At 47.0% G+C, this 16,620-nt stretch carries 15 protein-coding genes and 1 pseudogene; 6 read left to right on the top strand and 10 right to left on the bottom strand.

Annotation, left to right across the window (positions count from 1 at the left end):
* The 3 genes and pseudogenes from A7Z06_RS21740 to gadW all read left to right on the top strand — a co-directional run.
* Positions 1 to 161, top strand: a pseudogene (locus A7Z06_RS21740) (glutamate decarboxylase); the annotation flags it as partial.
* Positions 162 to 529: 368 nt separating this feature from the next.
* Complete coding sequence (gadX, locus tag A7Z06_RS17270; protein ID WP_085461373.1) at positions 530 to 1,330, top strand: DNA-binding transcriptional regulator GadX; 801 nt, start codon at positions 530 to 532, stop codon at positions 1,328 to 1,330.
* A gap of 382 nt (positions 1,331 to 1,712) precedes the next feature.
* Complete coding sequence (gene gadW, locus A7Z06_RS17265) at positions 1,713 to 2,441, top strand: acid resistance transcriptional activator GadW (RefSeq protein ID WP_105279511.1); 729 nt, start codon at positions 1,713 to 1,715, stop codon at positions 2,439 to 2,441.
* 364 nt (positions 2,442 to 2,805) lie between these two features.
* Here the strand turns inward: gadW and mdtF are convergent, their stop codons facing one another.
* The 4 genes from mdtF to hdeD form a co-directional block, all read right to left on the bottom strand.
* The gene (mdtF, locus tag A7Z06_RS17255) at positions 2,806 to 5,919 is read right to left on the bottom strand and encodes a multidrug efflux pump RND permease MdtF (protein WP_000024839.1); all 3,114 of its coding nucleotides are present in this window, start codon (positions 5,917 to 5,919) and stop codon (positions 2,806 to 2,808) included.
* Between the two features lie 24 nt (positions 5,920 to 5,943).
* The gene (gene mdtE / locus A7Z06_RS17250; protein ID WP_309487313.1) at positions 5,944 to 7,053 is read right to left on the bottom strand and encodes a multidrug transporter subunit MdtE; all 1,110 of its coding nucleotides are present in this window, start codon (positions 7,051 to 7,053) and stop codon (positions 5,944 to 5,946) included.
* Between the two features lie 411 nt (positions 7,054 to 7,464).
* A complete protein-coding gene (gene gadE / locus A7Z06_RS17240; protein ID WP_000576683.1) occupies positions 7,465 to 7,992 on the bottom strand; it encodes an acid resistance transcriptional activator GadE in 528 nt (175 codons plus the stop codon).
* Between the two features lie 732 nt (positions 7,993 to 8,724).
* Complete coding sequence (gene hdeD / locus A7Z06_RS17235) at positions 8,725 to 9,294, bottom strand: acid-resistance protein HdeD (RefSeq protein WP_000965661.1); 570 nt, start codon at positions 9,292 to 9,294, stop codon at positions 8,725 to 8,727.
* Between the two features lie 254 nt (positions 9,295 to 9,548).
* Here hdeD and hdeA point away from each other — a divergent pair, with 254 nt between their 5' ends.
* The 3 genes from hdeA (at position 9,549) to A7Z06_RS17220 (ending at position 11,035) form a co-directional block, all read left to right on the top strand.
* Entirely contained in the window at positions 9,549 to 9,881 is a 333-nt protein-coding gene (gene hdeA / locus A7Z06_RS17230; protein ID WP_000756548.1) for an acid-activated periplasmic chaperone HdeA, read from the top strand.
* Positions 9,882 to 9,997: 116 nt separating this feature from the next.
* Positions 9,998 to 10,324 (top strand): acid-activated periplasmic chaperone HdeB, encoded by a 327-nt coding sequence (gene hdeB / locus A7Z06_RS17225; protein ID WP_016158878.1) that lies wholly within the window; start codon positions 9,998 to 10,000, stop codon positions 10,322 to 10,324.
* 63 nt (positions 10,325 to 10,387) lie between these two features.
* The gene (locus tag A7Z06_RS17220; RefSeq protein WP_024165148.1) at positions 10,388 to 11,035 is read left to right on the top strand and encodes an MgtC/SapB family protein; all 648 of its coding nucleotides are present in this window, start codon (positions 10,388 to 10,390) and stop codon (positions 11,033 to 11,035) included.
* A gap of 52 nt (positions 11,036 to 11,087) precedes the next feature.
* On the opposite strand, the gene A7Z06_RS17215 is transcribed toward A7Z06_RS17220, so the two are convergent.
* Genes A7Z06_RS17215 through shuT form a run of 6 tightly spaced genes read right to left on the bottom strand, consistent with a single transcriptional unit; the run spans position 11,088 to position 16,309 of the window.
* On the bottom strand, positions 11,088 to 11,858 hold the full coding sequence (locus A7Z06_RS17215) for a heme ABC transporter ATP-binding protein (protein WP_010346218.1): 771 nt from the start codon (positions 11,856 to 11,858) through the stop codon (positions 11,088 to 11,090).
* Positions 11,855 to 12,847: a heme ABC transporter permease ShuU/ChuU gene (gene shuU / locus A7Z06_RS17210; RefSeq protein ID WP_000910410.1), complete on the bottom strand. Its 993-nt coding sequence runs from the start codon at positions 12,845 to 12,847 to the stop codon at positions 11,855 to 11,857. Before shuU ends, A7Z06_RS17215 begins: the two co-directional genes overlap by 4 nt.
* Positions 12,848 to 12,898: 51 nt before the next feature.
* Positions 12,899 to 13,522 carry an anaerobilin reductase gene (chuY, locus tag A7Z06_RS17205; RefSeq protein ID WP_105279510.1) on the bottom strand — a complete coding sequence of 208 codons (624 nt, stop codon included), beginning with the start codon at positions 13,520 to 13,522 and terminating at the stop codon, positions 12,899 to 12,901.
* Positions 13,522 to 14,016 (bottom strand): heme utilization cystosolic carrier protein HutX, encoded by a 495-nt coding sequence (gene hutX / locus A7Z06_RS17200; protein ID WP_000020032.1) that lies wholly within the window; start codon positions 14,014 to 14,016, stop codon positions 13,522 to 13,524. The genes chuY and hutX overlap by 1 nt, the downstream gene beginning before the upstream one ends.
* A 12-nt stretch (positions 14,017 to 14,028) precedes the next feature.
* Positions 14,029 to 15,366, bottom strand: a complete 1,338-nt coding sequence (gene hutW / locus A7Z06_RS17195; RefSeq protein WP_105279509.1) for a heme anaerobic degradation radical SAM methyltransferase ChuW/HutW — start codon at positions 15,364 to 15,366, stop codon at positions 14,029 to 14,031.
* A 19-nt stretch (positions 15,367 to 15,385) separates the two neighbouring features.
* Positions 15,386 to 16,309, bottom strand: a complete 924-nt coding sequence (gene shuT / locus A7Z06_RS17190) for a heme ABC transporter substrate-binding protein ShuT (RefSeq protein ID WP_024165147.1) — start codon at positions 16,307 to 16,309, stop codon at positions 15,386 to 15,388.
* Positions 16,310 to 16,620 lie beyond the last annotated feature (311 nt).

Below are 16,620 nucleotides of genomic sequence, written 5' to 3'. Positions count from 1 at the left end.
AAGCCACCGACATTGTGGTGATGCGTATTATGTGCCGTCGTGGTTTCGAAATGGACTTCGCTGAACTGTTGCTGGAAGACTACAAAGCCTCCCTGAAATATCTCAGCGATCACCCGAAACTGCAGGGCATTGCTCAGCAGAACAGCTTTAAACATACCTGATAACAGGATGTTATAAGGAATCTCAGCCCCGGCTAGCAAGCCGGGGCTGAGAGTTCGACCAGAATATAACCCGGAAATATTGGTTTATATTCATATTGTTATTAAGTTGTATAATGTATGAATGTTTATAAATTATAATGATATAAGTGAAATATCACCTTAAGGTATTATTCGCCTGGTATTCATTATCTTGCATTTTTATCTATTCATTTTTTGTATTATAAACACCATAATTCTGCGTAATTTATTCCACTCATTATCATTTTCCTCACCGCTTCGTTTAAATTTATATGCCAGTAAATTTGACTTAGATATAATGCGTGCTACATTAATAAACAGTAATATGTTTATGTTATATTAAGTCAACTATGCAATCACAACATGGCACTTGTCTCATTGCGTACGCAAGACATAAATATATTCTCACCATGGCTGATGGTGAATGTCGCTATTTTAATGGCGGTGATTTGGTCTGCGCGGATGCAAATCATGTTTTAGTTTCTAATTCCTTAGAAAATATAGTATTTGTCACGAAGGAAACGCTTTCATTATTCCTCCAGATTCTCAAGGAGGATGCGTTAAATTTTCATACTCATAAAAAAGTACCTTCGTTAATTATTCACCACTGTGCCAGAGAAATTCCATTTTTTCAGGAAGTTATGCAACTCTCGCAGCAAACTAATCTCCGCTATGGTGAGGTATTGCGCAAAAGAGCATTAATATTTGCATTATTGTCCGTTTTTCTTGAGGATGAGCAGTTTATACCGCTACTGGTGAACATATTACATCCCAATACGCGCACGCGAGTTTGTACAGTTATCAACAATAATATCGCTCATCAATGGACATTATCACAGATCGCCAACGAGTTACTGATGAGTCAGAGTCTGTTAAAGAAAAAATTGCGTGAAGAAGATACGTCTTATTCACAACTGCTCACCGCATGTAGAATGCAGCGTGCATTACAACTTGTTGTAATGCCTGGTATTCCAATAAAACGCGTGGCAATGTCCTGTGGCTATAACAGCATGTCATATTTTATTTACGTTTTTCGAAATTATTATGGGATGACACCCACAGAGTATCAGGAACAAATAGCACAAGGAAAGTTCAATGGCGACTCAATGACAAGACTTGTTACAGAAGAAAATTTTAGAGTTCGGCTGTAAGAATAAGATTACAACGTCTGCCCGAACATAAAAAAAACCCGGCATAGGGGACCGGGAAGAGGATAGTCTGCCGTCTCCAGACTAATAAACCGTTATAACACTCCCTGTTGGCACGGGAAACTTTTGTGCTCTCAGTAAGTTAAATATAACGTTTGCTGGAGATAAGATCAGCCAAATTTTTATAAACATAGGCTATACGATTTTTAAAAATATATTATTATTGTATTTACTTATTTCTAATTAACTGTTATGCAAATTTGCGTAATAAGTAAAGTATGATCCTACTAAATATGGCAGTTTTAGTCCTGAAGAACAGTCAGGCATCATTTCATCAGTATACTGAAATTGAAATAATCGCAGTAATGGAATATAAGGGATAGTCATGGCTCATGTTTGCTCGGTGATCCTCGCCTGCCGTTCGTTTGATATTTATCATGAACAGCAAAAAATATCGTTGAACAAAGAGAGTATTCTACTACTGGAGAAAAATTTGGCAGACGATTTTTCGTTTTGTTCACATGATACGCGACGTTTGGATATCGATGAGCTGACGGTTTGTCATTACTTACAAAATATTCGTCAGGCACCACATAATTTGGGGCTACATAACAAAAATCGTTTATTAATTAACCCAGAACCGCCAATGCCTCTGGTGATAGCGATTTTTGATAGTTTTGCTAAATCCGCTGTAAATTCTCCTATATTGAGCAATATGCTCTATCTTTCCTGCTTATCAATGTTTTCTCATAAGAAAGAGCTTATCCCTTTACTTTTTAACAGTATCAGCACTGTATCGGGGAAAGTTGAACGTATTATTAGCTTTGATATAGCCAGGCGTTGGTATCTGCGTGATATCGCAGAAACAATGTATACCAGTGAGAGCTTAATCAAAAAAAAGTTGCAGGAAGAAAATACTTGCTTCAGTAAAATATTACTCGCCTCGAGGATGTCGATGGCCAGAAGATTACTTGAGTTACGGCAAGTTCCTCTACATACCATTGCTGAAAAATGTGGGTATAGCAGTACGTCGTACTTTATAAATACATTTCGACAATATTATGGCGTCACACCACATCAGTTTGCACAGCATTCGCCGGGAACCTTCTCCTGATTGCATATCTCATTTGGGTATTGGTCAGGATCTCACACTCGCTGCATGTAAAAATCTTTCCTGATTATCTCTGCCGGAACCAACGGCAAGTTCTCTTTGGCAGTTCGCAAACGGGTATTAGTATTTTCAGGAGGAAAAGACGCGGCATGTTTGGGATTATTAAGCTAACAATTCATATAATTACGGGAATGCTGGTCTGTATTGTGCTGTTCAAATTGATGACCAATGGCTGGAGTGGTTTCTACTTTCACTGCTGTTTGTTAAGTCTGGTATTCCTCACGATTAGCTGGTTGTTGAGTAGTGAGTGGTTGCGAGGAAAGAGTAAGGCCGAACGCTCATGTTCAACCTTACTCTCATTCATACGTTACGCTTTTTTAAAGCGGGCAAAGAGATGTTCCACAACGACAAAAAAGACGGGAACGAAGTAAATTGCCAGCACAGTTGCTGCAAACATCCCCCCCATAACGCCTGTACCTACCGCGTTTTGTGCGCCGGAACCTGCGCCATGACTGATAACCAGCGGCAGTACGCCGAGAATAAAGGCCAGAGAGGTCATGAGGATTGGGCGTAAACGCATCCGCGCCGCTTCGATAATCGCTTCTACCGGTGTTTTGCCTTCTTTCTGCATCATCTCAACCGCAAATTCGACGATCAGGATGGCGTTCTTGGCGGAAAGCCCGATGGTGGTCAGCAATCCGACCTGAAAGTAGACGTCATTGCTTAAGCCGCGCAGGTCAGTTGCCAGTAATGCACCAATGACACCCAACGGTACAACTAACATCACCGAGAACGGAATTGACCAGCTTTCATACAGCGCGGCGAGGGCGAGGAACACCACGACCAGTGAAATGGCATACAGTGCGGGAGCCTGGTTGGATGATAACGCTTCCTGATATGACAACCCGGTCCAGGAGTAGCCGACGCCCGCCGGAAGTTTAGCGACCAGATCCGCCATAAATTTCATTGCGTCACCGGTACTTTTCCCGGCAGCGGCTTCCCCTAAAATCTCCATCGACGGAATGCCGTTGTAACGTTCCAGTCGCGGCGAACCGTAGGTCCATTCTGTTGAAGAATAGGCAGAAAGCGGCGCCATCGTGCCAGAGGCGTTGCGTACATACCATTGGTTGATGTTGTCCGGCAGCATACGGAACGGCGTTCCTGCCTGGACATACACTTTTTTCACACGCCCCTGATTGAGGAAGTCATTGACGTAGCTACTGCCGAAGGCGGTAGAGAGGGTCTGGTTGATATCAGACAGTTCCACGCCCATCGCTTCGGCTTTCGCGGCGTTGACGTTCACTTTGAACATCGGTGTATCTTCCAGGCCGTTCGGGCGAACCGCTGTTACCTGATCGGGTGATTGTGCTGCCAGCGACAACAACTCGTTTCTCGCCTGGGTCAGCTTTTCGTGCCCCAGGTTGCCGTTGTCCAGTAGTTCCATATCAAAACCTGATGCTGTACCCAGCTCCGCTACCGCAGGTAAGTTGAACGGGAAAATCATCGCTTTATTGATACTGCTCAGAGCCACCATTGCCCGCTGAATGATTGCGGTCACCGAGTTTTCCTCGCCGACGCGTTCAGACCACGGCTTGAGGCTGATAAACGCCAGACCGTTGTTTTGCCCCTGACCGCTGAAGCCAAAGCCGCCAACGGTAAACACCGACTGGACATTATTTTTCTCTTTTGTCAGATAGTAATCTGTCACCTGTTGCAGCACTTTCGTGGTGTTAACCATGGTGGAACCTGACGGTAACTGCGCGGTGGTCATAAAGACCCCCTGATCCTCTTCCGGTAAGAAAGAGGTTGGTGTACGCAGGAACAGCACCGCCATCCCCGCACAAATCAGCAGGTAAACCACCATGTAACGACCAGTGCAACGCAGCAGTGAGCGGGTGCTGTCGGTATAGTGCTGAGTCGATTTTTCAAACAGATGGTTGAAGCGTTCGAACAAGGCGTTCGGTTTGTGACCACCTTCCGGTGCGGCTTTCAGAATGGTCGCGCAAAGTGCCGGGGTCAGGCTCATCGCCACAAACACCGAAAGCAACATGGATGAAATCAGCGTAATGGAGAACTGGCGATAAATTTCCCCGGTCGCGCCGCTCATAAAGGCCATTGGCATAAACACGGCGGACAGAACAACGGCAATCCCGACCAACGCACGCTGGATTTGCCCCATCGATTTATGCGTCGCTTCCTGCGGCGGCAGTTTATCTTCCGCTATCACGCGCTCGACGTTTTCCACCACCACGATGGCGTCATCTACCAGAAGCCCTATAGCTAACACCATCCCGAACATGGTGAGGGTGTTGATGGTAAAACCGACCGCCGACAAAATCGCGAACGTACCGAGAATAACCACCGGCACGGCGATAGTCGGGATAATCGTAGCGCGAATGTTTTGTAAAAACAGGTACATGACCAGGAAGACGAGGATGATCGCCTCAACCAGCGTTTTGAAAACTTCCTGAATTGAAATTTGGATAAACGGTGTGGTGTCGTAAGGATAAACCGTCTTCAGGCTGGCGGGGAAATAGGCTGATAAGCGGTTGAGTTCTGCTTTTACTGCCCGCGAGGTATCGAGCGCGTTTGCCCCGGTAGCCAGTTTGATGGCGATACCGGCAGCAGGTTTGCCGTTATAGCGCGCCACGGTGGAATAATCTTCCGCCCCCAGCTCGACGCGAGCAACGTCGCGCAGCAATACTTGCGAACCATCTTGCTGAACTTTTAGCAGGATTTTGCCAAATTCTTCCGGCGTTTGTAGACGCGTCTGCACAATGATTGAGGCGTTCAGTTGCTGGTCTGCCGCCTGTGGCATCCCCCCCAGTTGACCGCCGGAAATCTGGTTGTTTTGTACTTTGATTTGGGAAATAACATCAGAAGGAACGAGATTGTATTTATTGAGTTTTTGCGGATCCAGCCAGATACGCATGGCGTACTCTGAACCAAAGAGCTGTACGCTACCGACGCCTGCGGTACGGCTTAGAGGGTCTTTAATATTAGACGCCACATAGTCCGCGATGTCGTACTGGTTGAGGCTGCCGTTATCAGAGATAAACGCCGCCACCATCAGGATATTGCTGCTCGATTTATTGACGCTAATTCCTTGTTGCTGTACCGCTTCGGGGAGCGATGGCATGGCGAGTTGCAGTTTATTTTGTACCTGAACCTGCGCGATATCGGGCGATGTTCCCGTCTCAAAGGTCAGGGTGATGGATGCATTACCTGCTGCATCGCTGGTTGATGACATATACATCAGGCCATCAAGCCCATTCATATTTTGCTCAATCACCTGAGTGACCGAGTCTTCTACTGTTTGCGCATCAGCGCCCGGATAGGTGGCGCTGACGGTGATGGTTGGCGGCGCAATCTGCGGATATTGCGCAACCGGTAAGTTCATGATCGCCAGACCGCCTGCGAGCATCAAAATAATGGCAAGTACCCAGGCAAAAACCGGGCGATCAATAAAATAGTTAGCCATGAAAGTCCCCTTAAGCCTGCAACGTTATTGTTTCGATTCGGTGCTGGCGTTTTCCTGGCTGGAGGAAATTGCGCGTGCTTTGATACCCGGATGTATGCGTTGCAAACCGGAAACGATCACCCGATCGCCAGCTTGCAAACCAGAGGTAACAACCCACTGATTTCCGATAGCTTTGGTAGCGTTAATTTCGCGTAACTGCACGACATCGTCTTTATCCAGAATGAGTGCCGTCGCTTTACCCTGAGCGTTGTGAGTAACGCCTTCCTGCGGCACCAGTAACACATTCTGGCGACTACCTTCATCCACTAACGCTGTGACGTACATGCCTGGCAGTAAGTCACCATTTGGATTGGGGAAGATTGCGCGCAACGTGACGGAACCCGTGGTTTCATCTACTGTCGGGTCGGAAAATTTCAGCGTGCCGGTCTGGCTGTAACGTTTGCCATTTTCCAGATTAAGCTGCACAGGCGTACTGCCCTGAACCTGCTTGATCTGCCCACTGGCGACCTCTTCTTTCATGCGCAAAAAATCCTGCACCGACTGCGTGAGATCGACATAAATCGGATCCAGACGCTGCACAGTGACCAGGGAATCAGCTTGATTAGCAGTAACTAATGCGCCGACGGTTACCGACGATTTTCCGCTGACGCCCGTAATCGGCGAGGTGACATTCGCGTATTGCAGATTGATCGTCGCCTGCTCAACAGCCGCTTTGGCGACGGTGACATTGGCTTCTGCCTCATTCAGTTGGGTGCGCGCGGTGTCGTAATCCTGACGGCTAACGTAGTTGGTCTTCAGCAACGATGCCTGGCGGTTAAAGGTGATGCGGGCATTGCTGGCGGTGGAGAGAGCTTTCGCCAGCGAACCTTTGGCAGAGTTCAGCTCTGCCTGTAAGGGTGCAGGATCAATCTGATACAGCGAGTCGCCCTGGTTAACTTTATCGCCTTCGATAAAGTTGCGTTTAATGATAATGCCGCCCACCTGGGGACGTATCTCCGCAACTTCATAAGGAACTGTTCTGCCGGGCAGTTCGCTCATCACATTGACCGAACCGGGAGAGAGTGTCACCACACCCACTTCAGGTGTCATGGCGGCGGCATTTTCCGTCGATTTGTCATCGCAGGCGGTGAGCATCGCGCCGCAGAATAACAACGGTATTAACAGTATTCTTTTTCTGTTCATTTTAGTCCCTGAAAACTCGTGAGAAATAACGGTTCTTTGAATTACGCGTGGGGTGAGGTATGAGGGATTTACAGACCAGCGGCATAATGCAAGTCATGAGGTTGTAAGCCAGCGAGGAAGCATGTAGGCAGAGTGACCAATATTGTGACGTTAATGGCAAAAAAAATGTTGCCGTTCTGCCGACAGTCTCTGTCTGCATCCGGGCAACGAAGGTTTCTACTGGTGGATACATAAACCAGGGGAATAAGTTCGTTTTCGCTTCTCCTTGGGCTATCACCGGGAGTAATGGAGTCAGCATTTGCATCCCTCGTCATGCCAGCCATTAATTTCAGACAATTATCGCTGGGTCACATCGGCTCCTTATTAAAAATAAGAAGAAATTCCCAGAGTCACGATGTCGCTCATACGTCTCAGTTTCAGCTTGTACATGATATTGAATTTCTGGATCTTTAACGTTTGCTGCGAAATATTCAGTGTTGATGTGATATTACTTTCATTTTTGTTTTTCAGAATCAGTTGCATAATTTTGAATTGATTATGCGAGAAACATAATTGAGAATTCTTATGGGGTAAGTGTTTTCCATAAGTAATATCAATCAGGTTTTTAATACTTTCTTTGCGGCTGATAAAATAAATAGGCGACTGACTTTTCAGTTTACTGATGTGATAAGGTGCCAGAACAATGATTCTTTCGGCATCTAATTTCTCAAGAAACTTAATAGCTTCTTCATCAAGGATATGATTATGATAGGTATCAATGATCACCTTGAATGGTTTGTTGCCTATGCTTTTGAGCTCTGACAGGGAATTGATTTTTATCATTTCGTGATTATCTTTCAACTGCAAAAAGCCCTGTAAAAGAAAAGAATCCTTCGTCATGAGAAAAATCATAACTTGCTCCTTAGCCGTTATCGTTTCGAACATGTTGTCCCTTTCATTATTTACATCCATGTCCGAATATGGTGTTCAATATAGTAAACGCCTATAAGAACCTTGCCCTTCGTGAACTAATACGTCTATTAACACTAATCAAAACTTCAGATTTAGCCATCATCTGGTCCATATATTGATCCTAGGTAAGATTCCTGGTTGTTATTGATTTGTAATTAATAAACAAAACATTAACACGCTGCGGACTTCTACCCAAGAATAAGTTATAAATAATCCATTTGTGATCTCTGAAGAATATTACTAAAGTTAAAGCGTAATCCGATTTAAATATTGAGTCTCCTTGTTTCTATTTAAGCTGGCAATTGGATTGCCAGCTTTCTTTTAGCGCATTGATAGTGAAAAAATAAACTCTGGAATATTTGTTTATCTACCCATAGCATCGATGTTTATGGAACCTTCAGTTCACTTTCTCACAGCACTTCTAAAACATTAAACCTGACAACGAAAAATATCAGCCATGATAATGTTTGAAATGGCTAATTCGCCGTGAAATAAATAAAAAAAACAAAAATTTCAGATAGTTGATTTAATCGCTGTGCGCGATTTATTTCAATGATAGTACGTGTTTTATCAAGGTAGCCATGCGGTGGTGTAGGTGTTAGCTGCCTCATAATCATTGTGCGTAACTATGAGGCAGGCTAAAAAATAGAGCGGAGATACGTCGGCTAGTTATTATTTTTTAACGAACAAACTAGCAAAACTGAACAGGCTGGCGGCGCTAAATATGAGTTCGATCCCTACCAGCGTAGATACCAATGTTACAGAAACCATCGGTGTTGCGCCAAGGAATATCCAGGCAATGACGATATCCAGCACACCAATAACGAGTTGTAGCCAGCTACCTTTCATTGAACGCTGACGATACCAGCTCATCAGGCGAATAACCCCTGCGACGCAGAACAGACCCGCAATAAACGCTGCAATGGCGAAAATCCCTAGTTCCGGTGCGCGGATAAAGAAATAGCCGATCAATAAATAGGCTACAGCCACGAGGAACCCCGATAATACAGGCCAGAAATTATGACTGCGGTTGCTGAATAATCCAACAATAAGTGCGATACCCGAGCAGATTAATAATACGCCAACTACCGTGCTTAGAATATCACCAGAAACAAACGGGAAACTGATACACAGTAAACCGACGATGAATAGCAGTACAGCAATAAACTGGATCGCTCTACGATGCTTCTTAAGCATATCCAGATCAAACTTCAAAATTGTTGCCTTATCTATATATAACATAGAACCACCCTATAAATTTAAGAAGGAAAACCCCTGCTATCAATCTATGCCAAAAATGCATCTGAGAATGCAGTTGATTTAATAAAAATTTCCTAATTACCGTGCGTGATGACCATGTAACCTATTGTATTAGAATAAAAATATCTGATTTTGATATTTTGTCTCAACATGACATACCCAGAAAACCAGGTTATAACCTCAATGTCGAAATTGATTCGTGACGGCTCTTTCACTTTATAGTTGAGGATATTACGATGAAAAAAGTATTAGGCGTTATTCTTGGTGGTCTGCTTCTTCTGCCAGTAGTGAGCAATGCAGCGGATGCACAAAAAGCAGCTGATAACAAAAAACCGGTCAACTCCTGGACCTGTGAAGATTTCCTGGCTGTGGACGAATCCTTCCAGCCAACTGCAGTTGGTTTTGCTGAAGCACTGAACAACAAAGATAAACCAGAAGATGCGGTTTTAGATGTTCAGGGTATTGCAACCGTAACCCCAGCTATCGTTCAGGCTTGTACTCAGGATAAAAAAGCCAGCTTTAAAGATAAAGTTAAAGGCGAATGGGACAAAATTAAGAAAGATATGTAATTACGGGAATGCGTTACATCGTATTTCCTTAAATATTGAACAGGCCGGAATATCTTGTTTATAAAGCAGGTAATCCTCCTGTTCATATATCAATTATTTATTGAATGGGTTGTAAAATGAATATTGCATCTCTACGTAAAGCCATTGTTTTCGTTGGCGCTGTAGCGGCACTGTCACTGGTTAATGCGCAATCTGCGCTGGCGGCTAATGAATCTGCTAAAGATATGACTTGTCAGGAATTTATTGACCTGAATCCGAAAGCGATGACACCTGTTGCATGGTGGATGCTGCATGAAGAAACGGTTTATAAAGGTGGTGATACTGTAACCTTAAATGAAACCGACCTGACTCAGATTCCTAAAGTGATTGAATATTGTAAGAAAAATCCGCAGAAAAATTTGTATACCTTTAAAGATAAATTGGCAAATGTCCTGCCGAATTAACAGGAATAAAGCAAAAAGGAGTAGCAAGCCGAGCCATCTTGCTGCTCCTTTTTGCGTTTTTATATGACTACCGAATTTATTATTCGTTTGATCCTGACCGCAATTGCTTGTGGTGCTATTGGCATGGAAAGGCAAATGCGCGGCAAGGGGGCTGGTTTACGTACCCATGTCTTGATTGGTATGGGCAGCGCGCTGTTCATGATTGTGTCGAAATATGGTTTTGCTGATGTGCTGGCGTTGGATCATGTCGGTCTTGATCCCAGCCGTATTGCCGCTCAGGTCGTCACTGGCGTCGGATTTATCGGTGCGGGGAACATCCTCGTTCGCAATCAAAATATTGTCGGTTTAACGACCGCTGCGGATATTTGGGTAACGGCAGCCATCGGTATGGTGATTGGTAGCGGCATGTATGAACTGGGGATTTACGGTTCCGTGATGACCTTGCTGGTGCTGGAAGTCTTCCATCAATTAACCTTCCGCCTGATGAACAAAAATTACCATTTACAGCTGACGTTAGTGAACGGTAATACGGTATCAATGCTCGACTGGTTTAAGCAGCAAAAAATAAAAACAGATTTAGTTTCGTTGCAGGAAAATGAAGATCATGAAGTGGTTTCTATTGATATCCAGCTTCATGCCACGACATCGATAGAAGAGCTGTTGCGATTATTAAAAGGCATGGCAGGGGTGAAAGGCGTTTCAATTAGCTAATCTGTATCGTTATTTATTCGGCAGGAGTACCAGAGCGGTACTCCTGTTGGTTTTAATGATCGAGGACGATCAGTGGTGAATGGTTAACCGGATCTTTTAGCACGGTAATATCCGCGCCATAGAGCATTGTCAGCGCCTGCTGTGTCAATACGTCCTGCGGTTTGCCATTTGCAACAACCTTTCCTTTTTGCATCAAAACAACACGGTCAGCATAACGGGCTGCAAGATTAAGATCGTGCAATACGCAGCAGACGTTAAATTGCCGTTCGCGAACCAACTGGCGTAATAAACGAAACAGATGTTGTTGATGGTGAATATCCAGCGCCGACGTTGGTTCATCAAGAAATAACCATTTCGGTGAGGGAACTGGTTCCCAGAGTTGCACCAGCAGGCGAGCCAATTGCACACGCTGTTGTTCACCGCCGGATAATTGCCGGTAGTCGCGGTTAGCGAGTGCCTGACAGTCGCATAACGCCATAATCTGCACCGTTTCACCGCTCTGATTGCCGGTACGATGTGGATGCCGCCCCATCTGGATCACTTCCTTTACGCTGAATGGAAACGCCATGTGGCTATTTTGACGCATCACGGCCCGGTGTTTCGCCAGTTCGGTGATTGACCATTCATTTAATGGCTTATTAAACAACCGGCATTCGCCGCTATCTGGTTGAAGATAGCCGGTTAGCTGGCGAAGCAACGTGGATTTTCCCGCGCCATTAGGGCCGAGAATGGCAACAATTTCTCCGCCGGGAAAAGTCAGCGAGACATTGTCAGTCAGACGCCGTCCCTGAAGGCTATAAACCAGGTTCTGGGCGCTGATCATGTGATCCTCCGGTTGCGCAGAATCAACCACATAAAATAAGGGCCGCCAAGCAGGCTGGTTAATAATCCCACGGGCATTTCTGCTGGCTGTACTAGCGTGCGGGCAAGTGTGTCTGCCATCAGCAATAAACAGGCGCCGGCGAGGGCGGAACAAGGGATTAACCAGCGGTGATTTGCCCCGGTCGTCATGCGAATCAGATGTGGGATCACCAGGCCTATAAAACCGATAATTCCGCTTACCGATACGGCAGCGCCAACAAGCAGTGAGCTAATCAACAGTAATTGCTGGCGTTTACGTTTAACGTTCACGCCGAGGTAGTGGGCTTCTTCATCACCAAGTTGCAGCAAATTTAGCGTTCCGGCGAGACAGGTTGTCGCGATAATGGCTGGCAGAATGAATGAACTGGCGACCAATAACGTCGGCCATTGCGCCTGTCCAAGATTGCCCATCATCCACAGTGTGAGTTGTCGTAGCTGCTGTTCATCGCCGATATAGCTCAGTACGCCAATCGCCGCACCGCACAGGGCGTTGATGGCGATCCCGGCCAGTAACAATTGCATCATGCTGCCATCGCGATGGCGCTGCGTGATGAGAAAAATGATGGTGCAGACCACTAAACTACCGGCGATGGCAAATACCATTTGCTCATAGAGCACCAGCATCACCGGGAAGGAAAAGGGCAGCACAATAGCAACGCCAACCATTAATGCCGAACCGCTACTGACGCCGAGTAATCCAGGGTCAGCCATGGGGTTGCGAAAAAGCCCCTGCATAATCACCCCGGCGGTTGCCAACGCTGCGCCTACCAGCACTGCCAGTAAAACGCGAGGCAGGCGAATATTTAGCCAGATATCGCGGTATTCCTCATCAAAAAGGGCATCAAAACTGATCTTTAACGCTCCCTGACTGGCGCCGAACAGCACCAGGGCAAGCAATAAGAGTGATAGCCCCATAAAGACACTGGCGGAAGACAATGAATCCTTGAGCACGCAAAACTCCATTACGACATTACGGCGCGGATATTCCGCGCCGGGAGGGGATTACGCCGGTTTCAGATCTGGTTCAATCAGACTGTAGATCTGCTTGTTGAGTGTCGGCTGACTGGCCAGTTCAGCAATATGTGTATCGACATCGGCACGGCGGACAAAACCATGACATTCCTGATTTTGTATCCGTAACGCTTTGCCCGTTGCTGCGCCATCAAGCAGACCGCCTGGACGGAGAATGGCGTAGTCAAGTTGGCTGGTTTGCAGCCAGCTTTCCGCCAGCGTTTTTTCCCGTACCGCCTGACCAAACGCAGCCTTTGCCCGCTCCGATAAAAACGGCCAGCTATCGCCGCATCCCAAAGAGGTCACCAGAATCATGCGCTTGATACCGGCTTTTTCGGCCTCATCAATCACTGTTCTGTGCGCCAGATAATCCTGTTCGCCACCCATTGTTGAGATGACAAGCGCATCCGGGTCAGCCGCGCGGCAAGCAGCCGCAACTACGCTGGCATCACAGGCGTCGCCTGTAAAAACCTGCACACCTTGTTGTGCCAGTTTCTTGGCTGCATCGGCATGACGAACGACAGCAACGACCGGACGTTGTTCCGCCAGCGCCAGTGCAAGCGTTCTGGCTCCAACTCCCTTTCCGCCTGCGCCAAAGAGTAGCCACGGCGTCATCAGGCATGTTCCTTCAGAGATGCCGCCAGAGCATGGAAGGCGCTGACTTGTTCGCTCAGGAGCTGACGATGGTCATCCCTGCCGAGGAAGATTTTCAGCATGGCGCTGCCTTCCTTATTGAAAAAGAGAATAGAGGCGGTGTCCATGCCCATGAATTTACGTTCGATCAAGGCAATATGTGTGCAGTTTTCTGCTTTGATATGCCCGGACATGCCGTGCTTTCCGCGTAGGTTGAAATAGCCGTGACGATGGAAACCCGAAGGCAGTTCGCCGCTAAATTCGAGGATCACATCGGCAGTATGCACCAGCGTGGTGACGTTGCCCCATTCGCAGACGGTATCCCAGACAGTATCGAATTTATCGCCTGACACGACCGTCGGAGAGGGCAGATTTTTCACTACCTCCAGCAGTGTGGTGTTGTATTGTTCGGCGATCGCTTCCAGCGTACCGTCTGGCTCCGTTTTCAAAAATTCCTGTAACGAGACATGGCTCATAAATCACTCCTGTTATGGTTTTCCACGCACAATCGCTGGCGCATTAAGTACCTGAATCAGTTCATTAAGAGACTGCAAAATATTGCTTGCCCAGAAACGACCTTCATTAGTCAGCCGCAGGCAAGTTGAAGCATCGCGGCTTAAGCCTTTTTGGTGCCACTGAGCCAGTAACGGCGCGAGTTTTTCGGCATGTGGCGTAAGTTCGTCCAGTGATACACGCGCCGTTTCAATGCCCGACTGCAAGGTATGACGCCACTGCGCGTTACGTTCGGCGTTACGCATGATCATCATCAGCGGTTTTTTGCCTGCCGCGACGGATTCATGCCAGGTCTGAAGGTTGCGTTCGTTCATCCAGGAGTAACCATTAATCGAACCGCCTGCGCCAGAACCAAAGGCCAGACAATCGGCACCCTGTTTAATCAGCAGGTTATAGAGATTACGTTCGCGTGTAGTACGACCCCAGTGGCTGTTACTGATGCAGCGCCAGCCGGCATCGTCCATGAAGTCACACCCTTGCAGATAGAGATCGCGACGTTCTGCCGGAGAGGGCACGGTAGTGCGCCCATTTTCCACGGCTTTGCCCAGCGGCGTGTTGGGCAGGACATTGAGCGCATAGAGATCAACGCCATCGAGACCGATATCGCGGGCAATAGTCAGATCTTCTCCCCAGGTTTGCGCATCCTGACCTGGCAGGCCGAATAACAGATCGCACACCACCGCAGCACGGTCGCGTTTGACCAGGCTTTCCATAAACGCAATGGCGGTTGGGCCATCAGAGGTGCGAGCCATTTTCTTGCGGATGTTGCTGCTAAATGACTGAATACCAATAGAAAAGCGATTTGCTCCTGCGTCAAGGCAAGCGTCGATTCGGTCAGCGTCAAAATTCAGTACCCGGCCTTCAATGGTGATTTCACAATCGGGTGCCAGCGGTAATTTCTCTCGTAGTGTGGTGATGATTCTGGACAAATCGCGCGCAGAGAGCGCAGAAGGCGTGCCGCCACCGAAATAGACTGCGTGGATGGGCGCGGACTGATGCAATACACTGTCCGCCTCCAGCTCGATTTCTCGAATCAGGGCATCGGTATAATGAGCGCACGCATCTTCGTTAAAACGATTCTGATAAAAACCACAAAACGTGCAGTGTGTCGCGCAAAAAGGAATATGCAGATAAACCAGTCGCTTACGAGGTGAAGTCGTTTGACCGATCATCTCTTGCCAGGTTTGTGCCAGTTGTTCTTTGGCGACCGGAATGGCTCCACGAAATGGCATCATGGCGCGCCTGTCTTTAAATGGCTGGTCTCCGTCTAAAGCAAAATGTGGCGTGAGATCCAGGGTGTTTTTCATGTTCATACGTCTGATTTAAATCCGTTTATTGCGGCCAAAGCTGCTGGTGTAAAGACTCAACGACATCAGCAATACGCGGGCCCATTCCCAGAATCAGGTTTTGATCAACGGTGATAATGCGCTGGTTTTTCCATGCGGCGGTGTGGGTAATTCCGGCAATAGAACGCAGCCGATTAATATCGCCATCGACCATTTGTGAGGTGACGACAATCACTTCAGGGTTAGCCGCAATCAGCGATTCCGCGCTGTAGCTTTTGTACTGCTGGTGGGTAGCGACGTTTTCTGCACCGGCAAGTGACAGAATAGCGTCTGCGACGCTGCCTTTACCGGCAACCTGTGGCGCACTGCCGCCTGCGGAGAGAATAAACATCGCTTTAACCGGGGCTTTTTTGGCCGCCACGTTTTGCTGTACTCGCTCCAGGCGTTGGTTGATCTGTGTCACCAGCGCGTCGCCTTGTTCAGGAACCTGTAACGTTTTCGCCAGTTGACGAATGTTGGCGTACATCTGCTCAAGGGTGGCAGGCACTCGCGGCAGGGTGACGACGTTGACTTTCTGCGCCCGTAGTTGGTCGAGCACAATTTGTGGCCCGGCATCCTGCCAGGTAATTACGCTATTCGGGCGAAGTGACAAAATGCCTTCGCTGCTTAGTTGTTTCCAGTAACCAATATGCGGCAGTTTGGCGGTTTCTGGTGGATAAGATGTTGTTTCATCGACACCAACCACGCGGTTACCAGCACCCATCGCGTAGATCAGTTCCGTCAGTGACCCTCCAGCAACCACGATACGTTCGGTCGCCGTTGCGCTAAAAGCCCAGCTAAGAGCCAGTACTGCCATAAACAGTTTTTTCATGGAACTTCGTTTTACCGTGGTCTTCGCGGCAGAGGCCACGGCTGAAATGCATAACGTTAGTGGGGAACAAAGACACGGCCTGGTGGTGATCCTTGGCATCATATTGAGAACTCTTATCAAATTGAGAATGATCATGATTATCATTTGAGTTATATATGAAATTCCACCACCGATTCAATACGCAAGGCGTTACAAGCGTATTTATTTTTGATTTTTATCAAGATGATTCGTCAGCTAACGTTCTTTGCAACGGCTGAATTTCGGGGCGAGAAAAAGGTGCAACTCCAGCAATGTCGCGGGTTGTAGGGCAAAAAAATAGAAAAATTATTGCAGTTAACGACAAAGATTTGTTACGGCACGGTGGGACGAATTGTGACAAGGACGCTGCGGTTGATGAGAGATAAACAGAT

This window comes from Escherichia sp. MOD1-EC6819, assembly GCF_002965765.1.
GTDB classification, from domain to species: domain Bacteria; phylum Pseudomonadota; class Gammaproteobacteria; order Enterobacterales; family Enterobacteriaceae; genus Escherichia; species Escherichia ruysiae.
The sequence above is the reverse complement of the archived record's forward strand: the minus strand, read 5'-3'. Positions and strand labels throughout refer to the sequence as shown.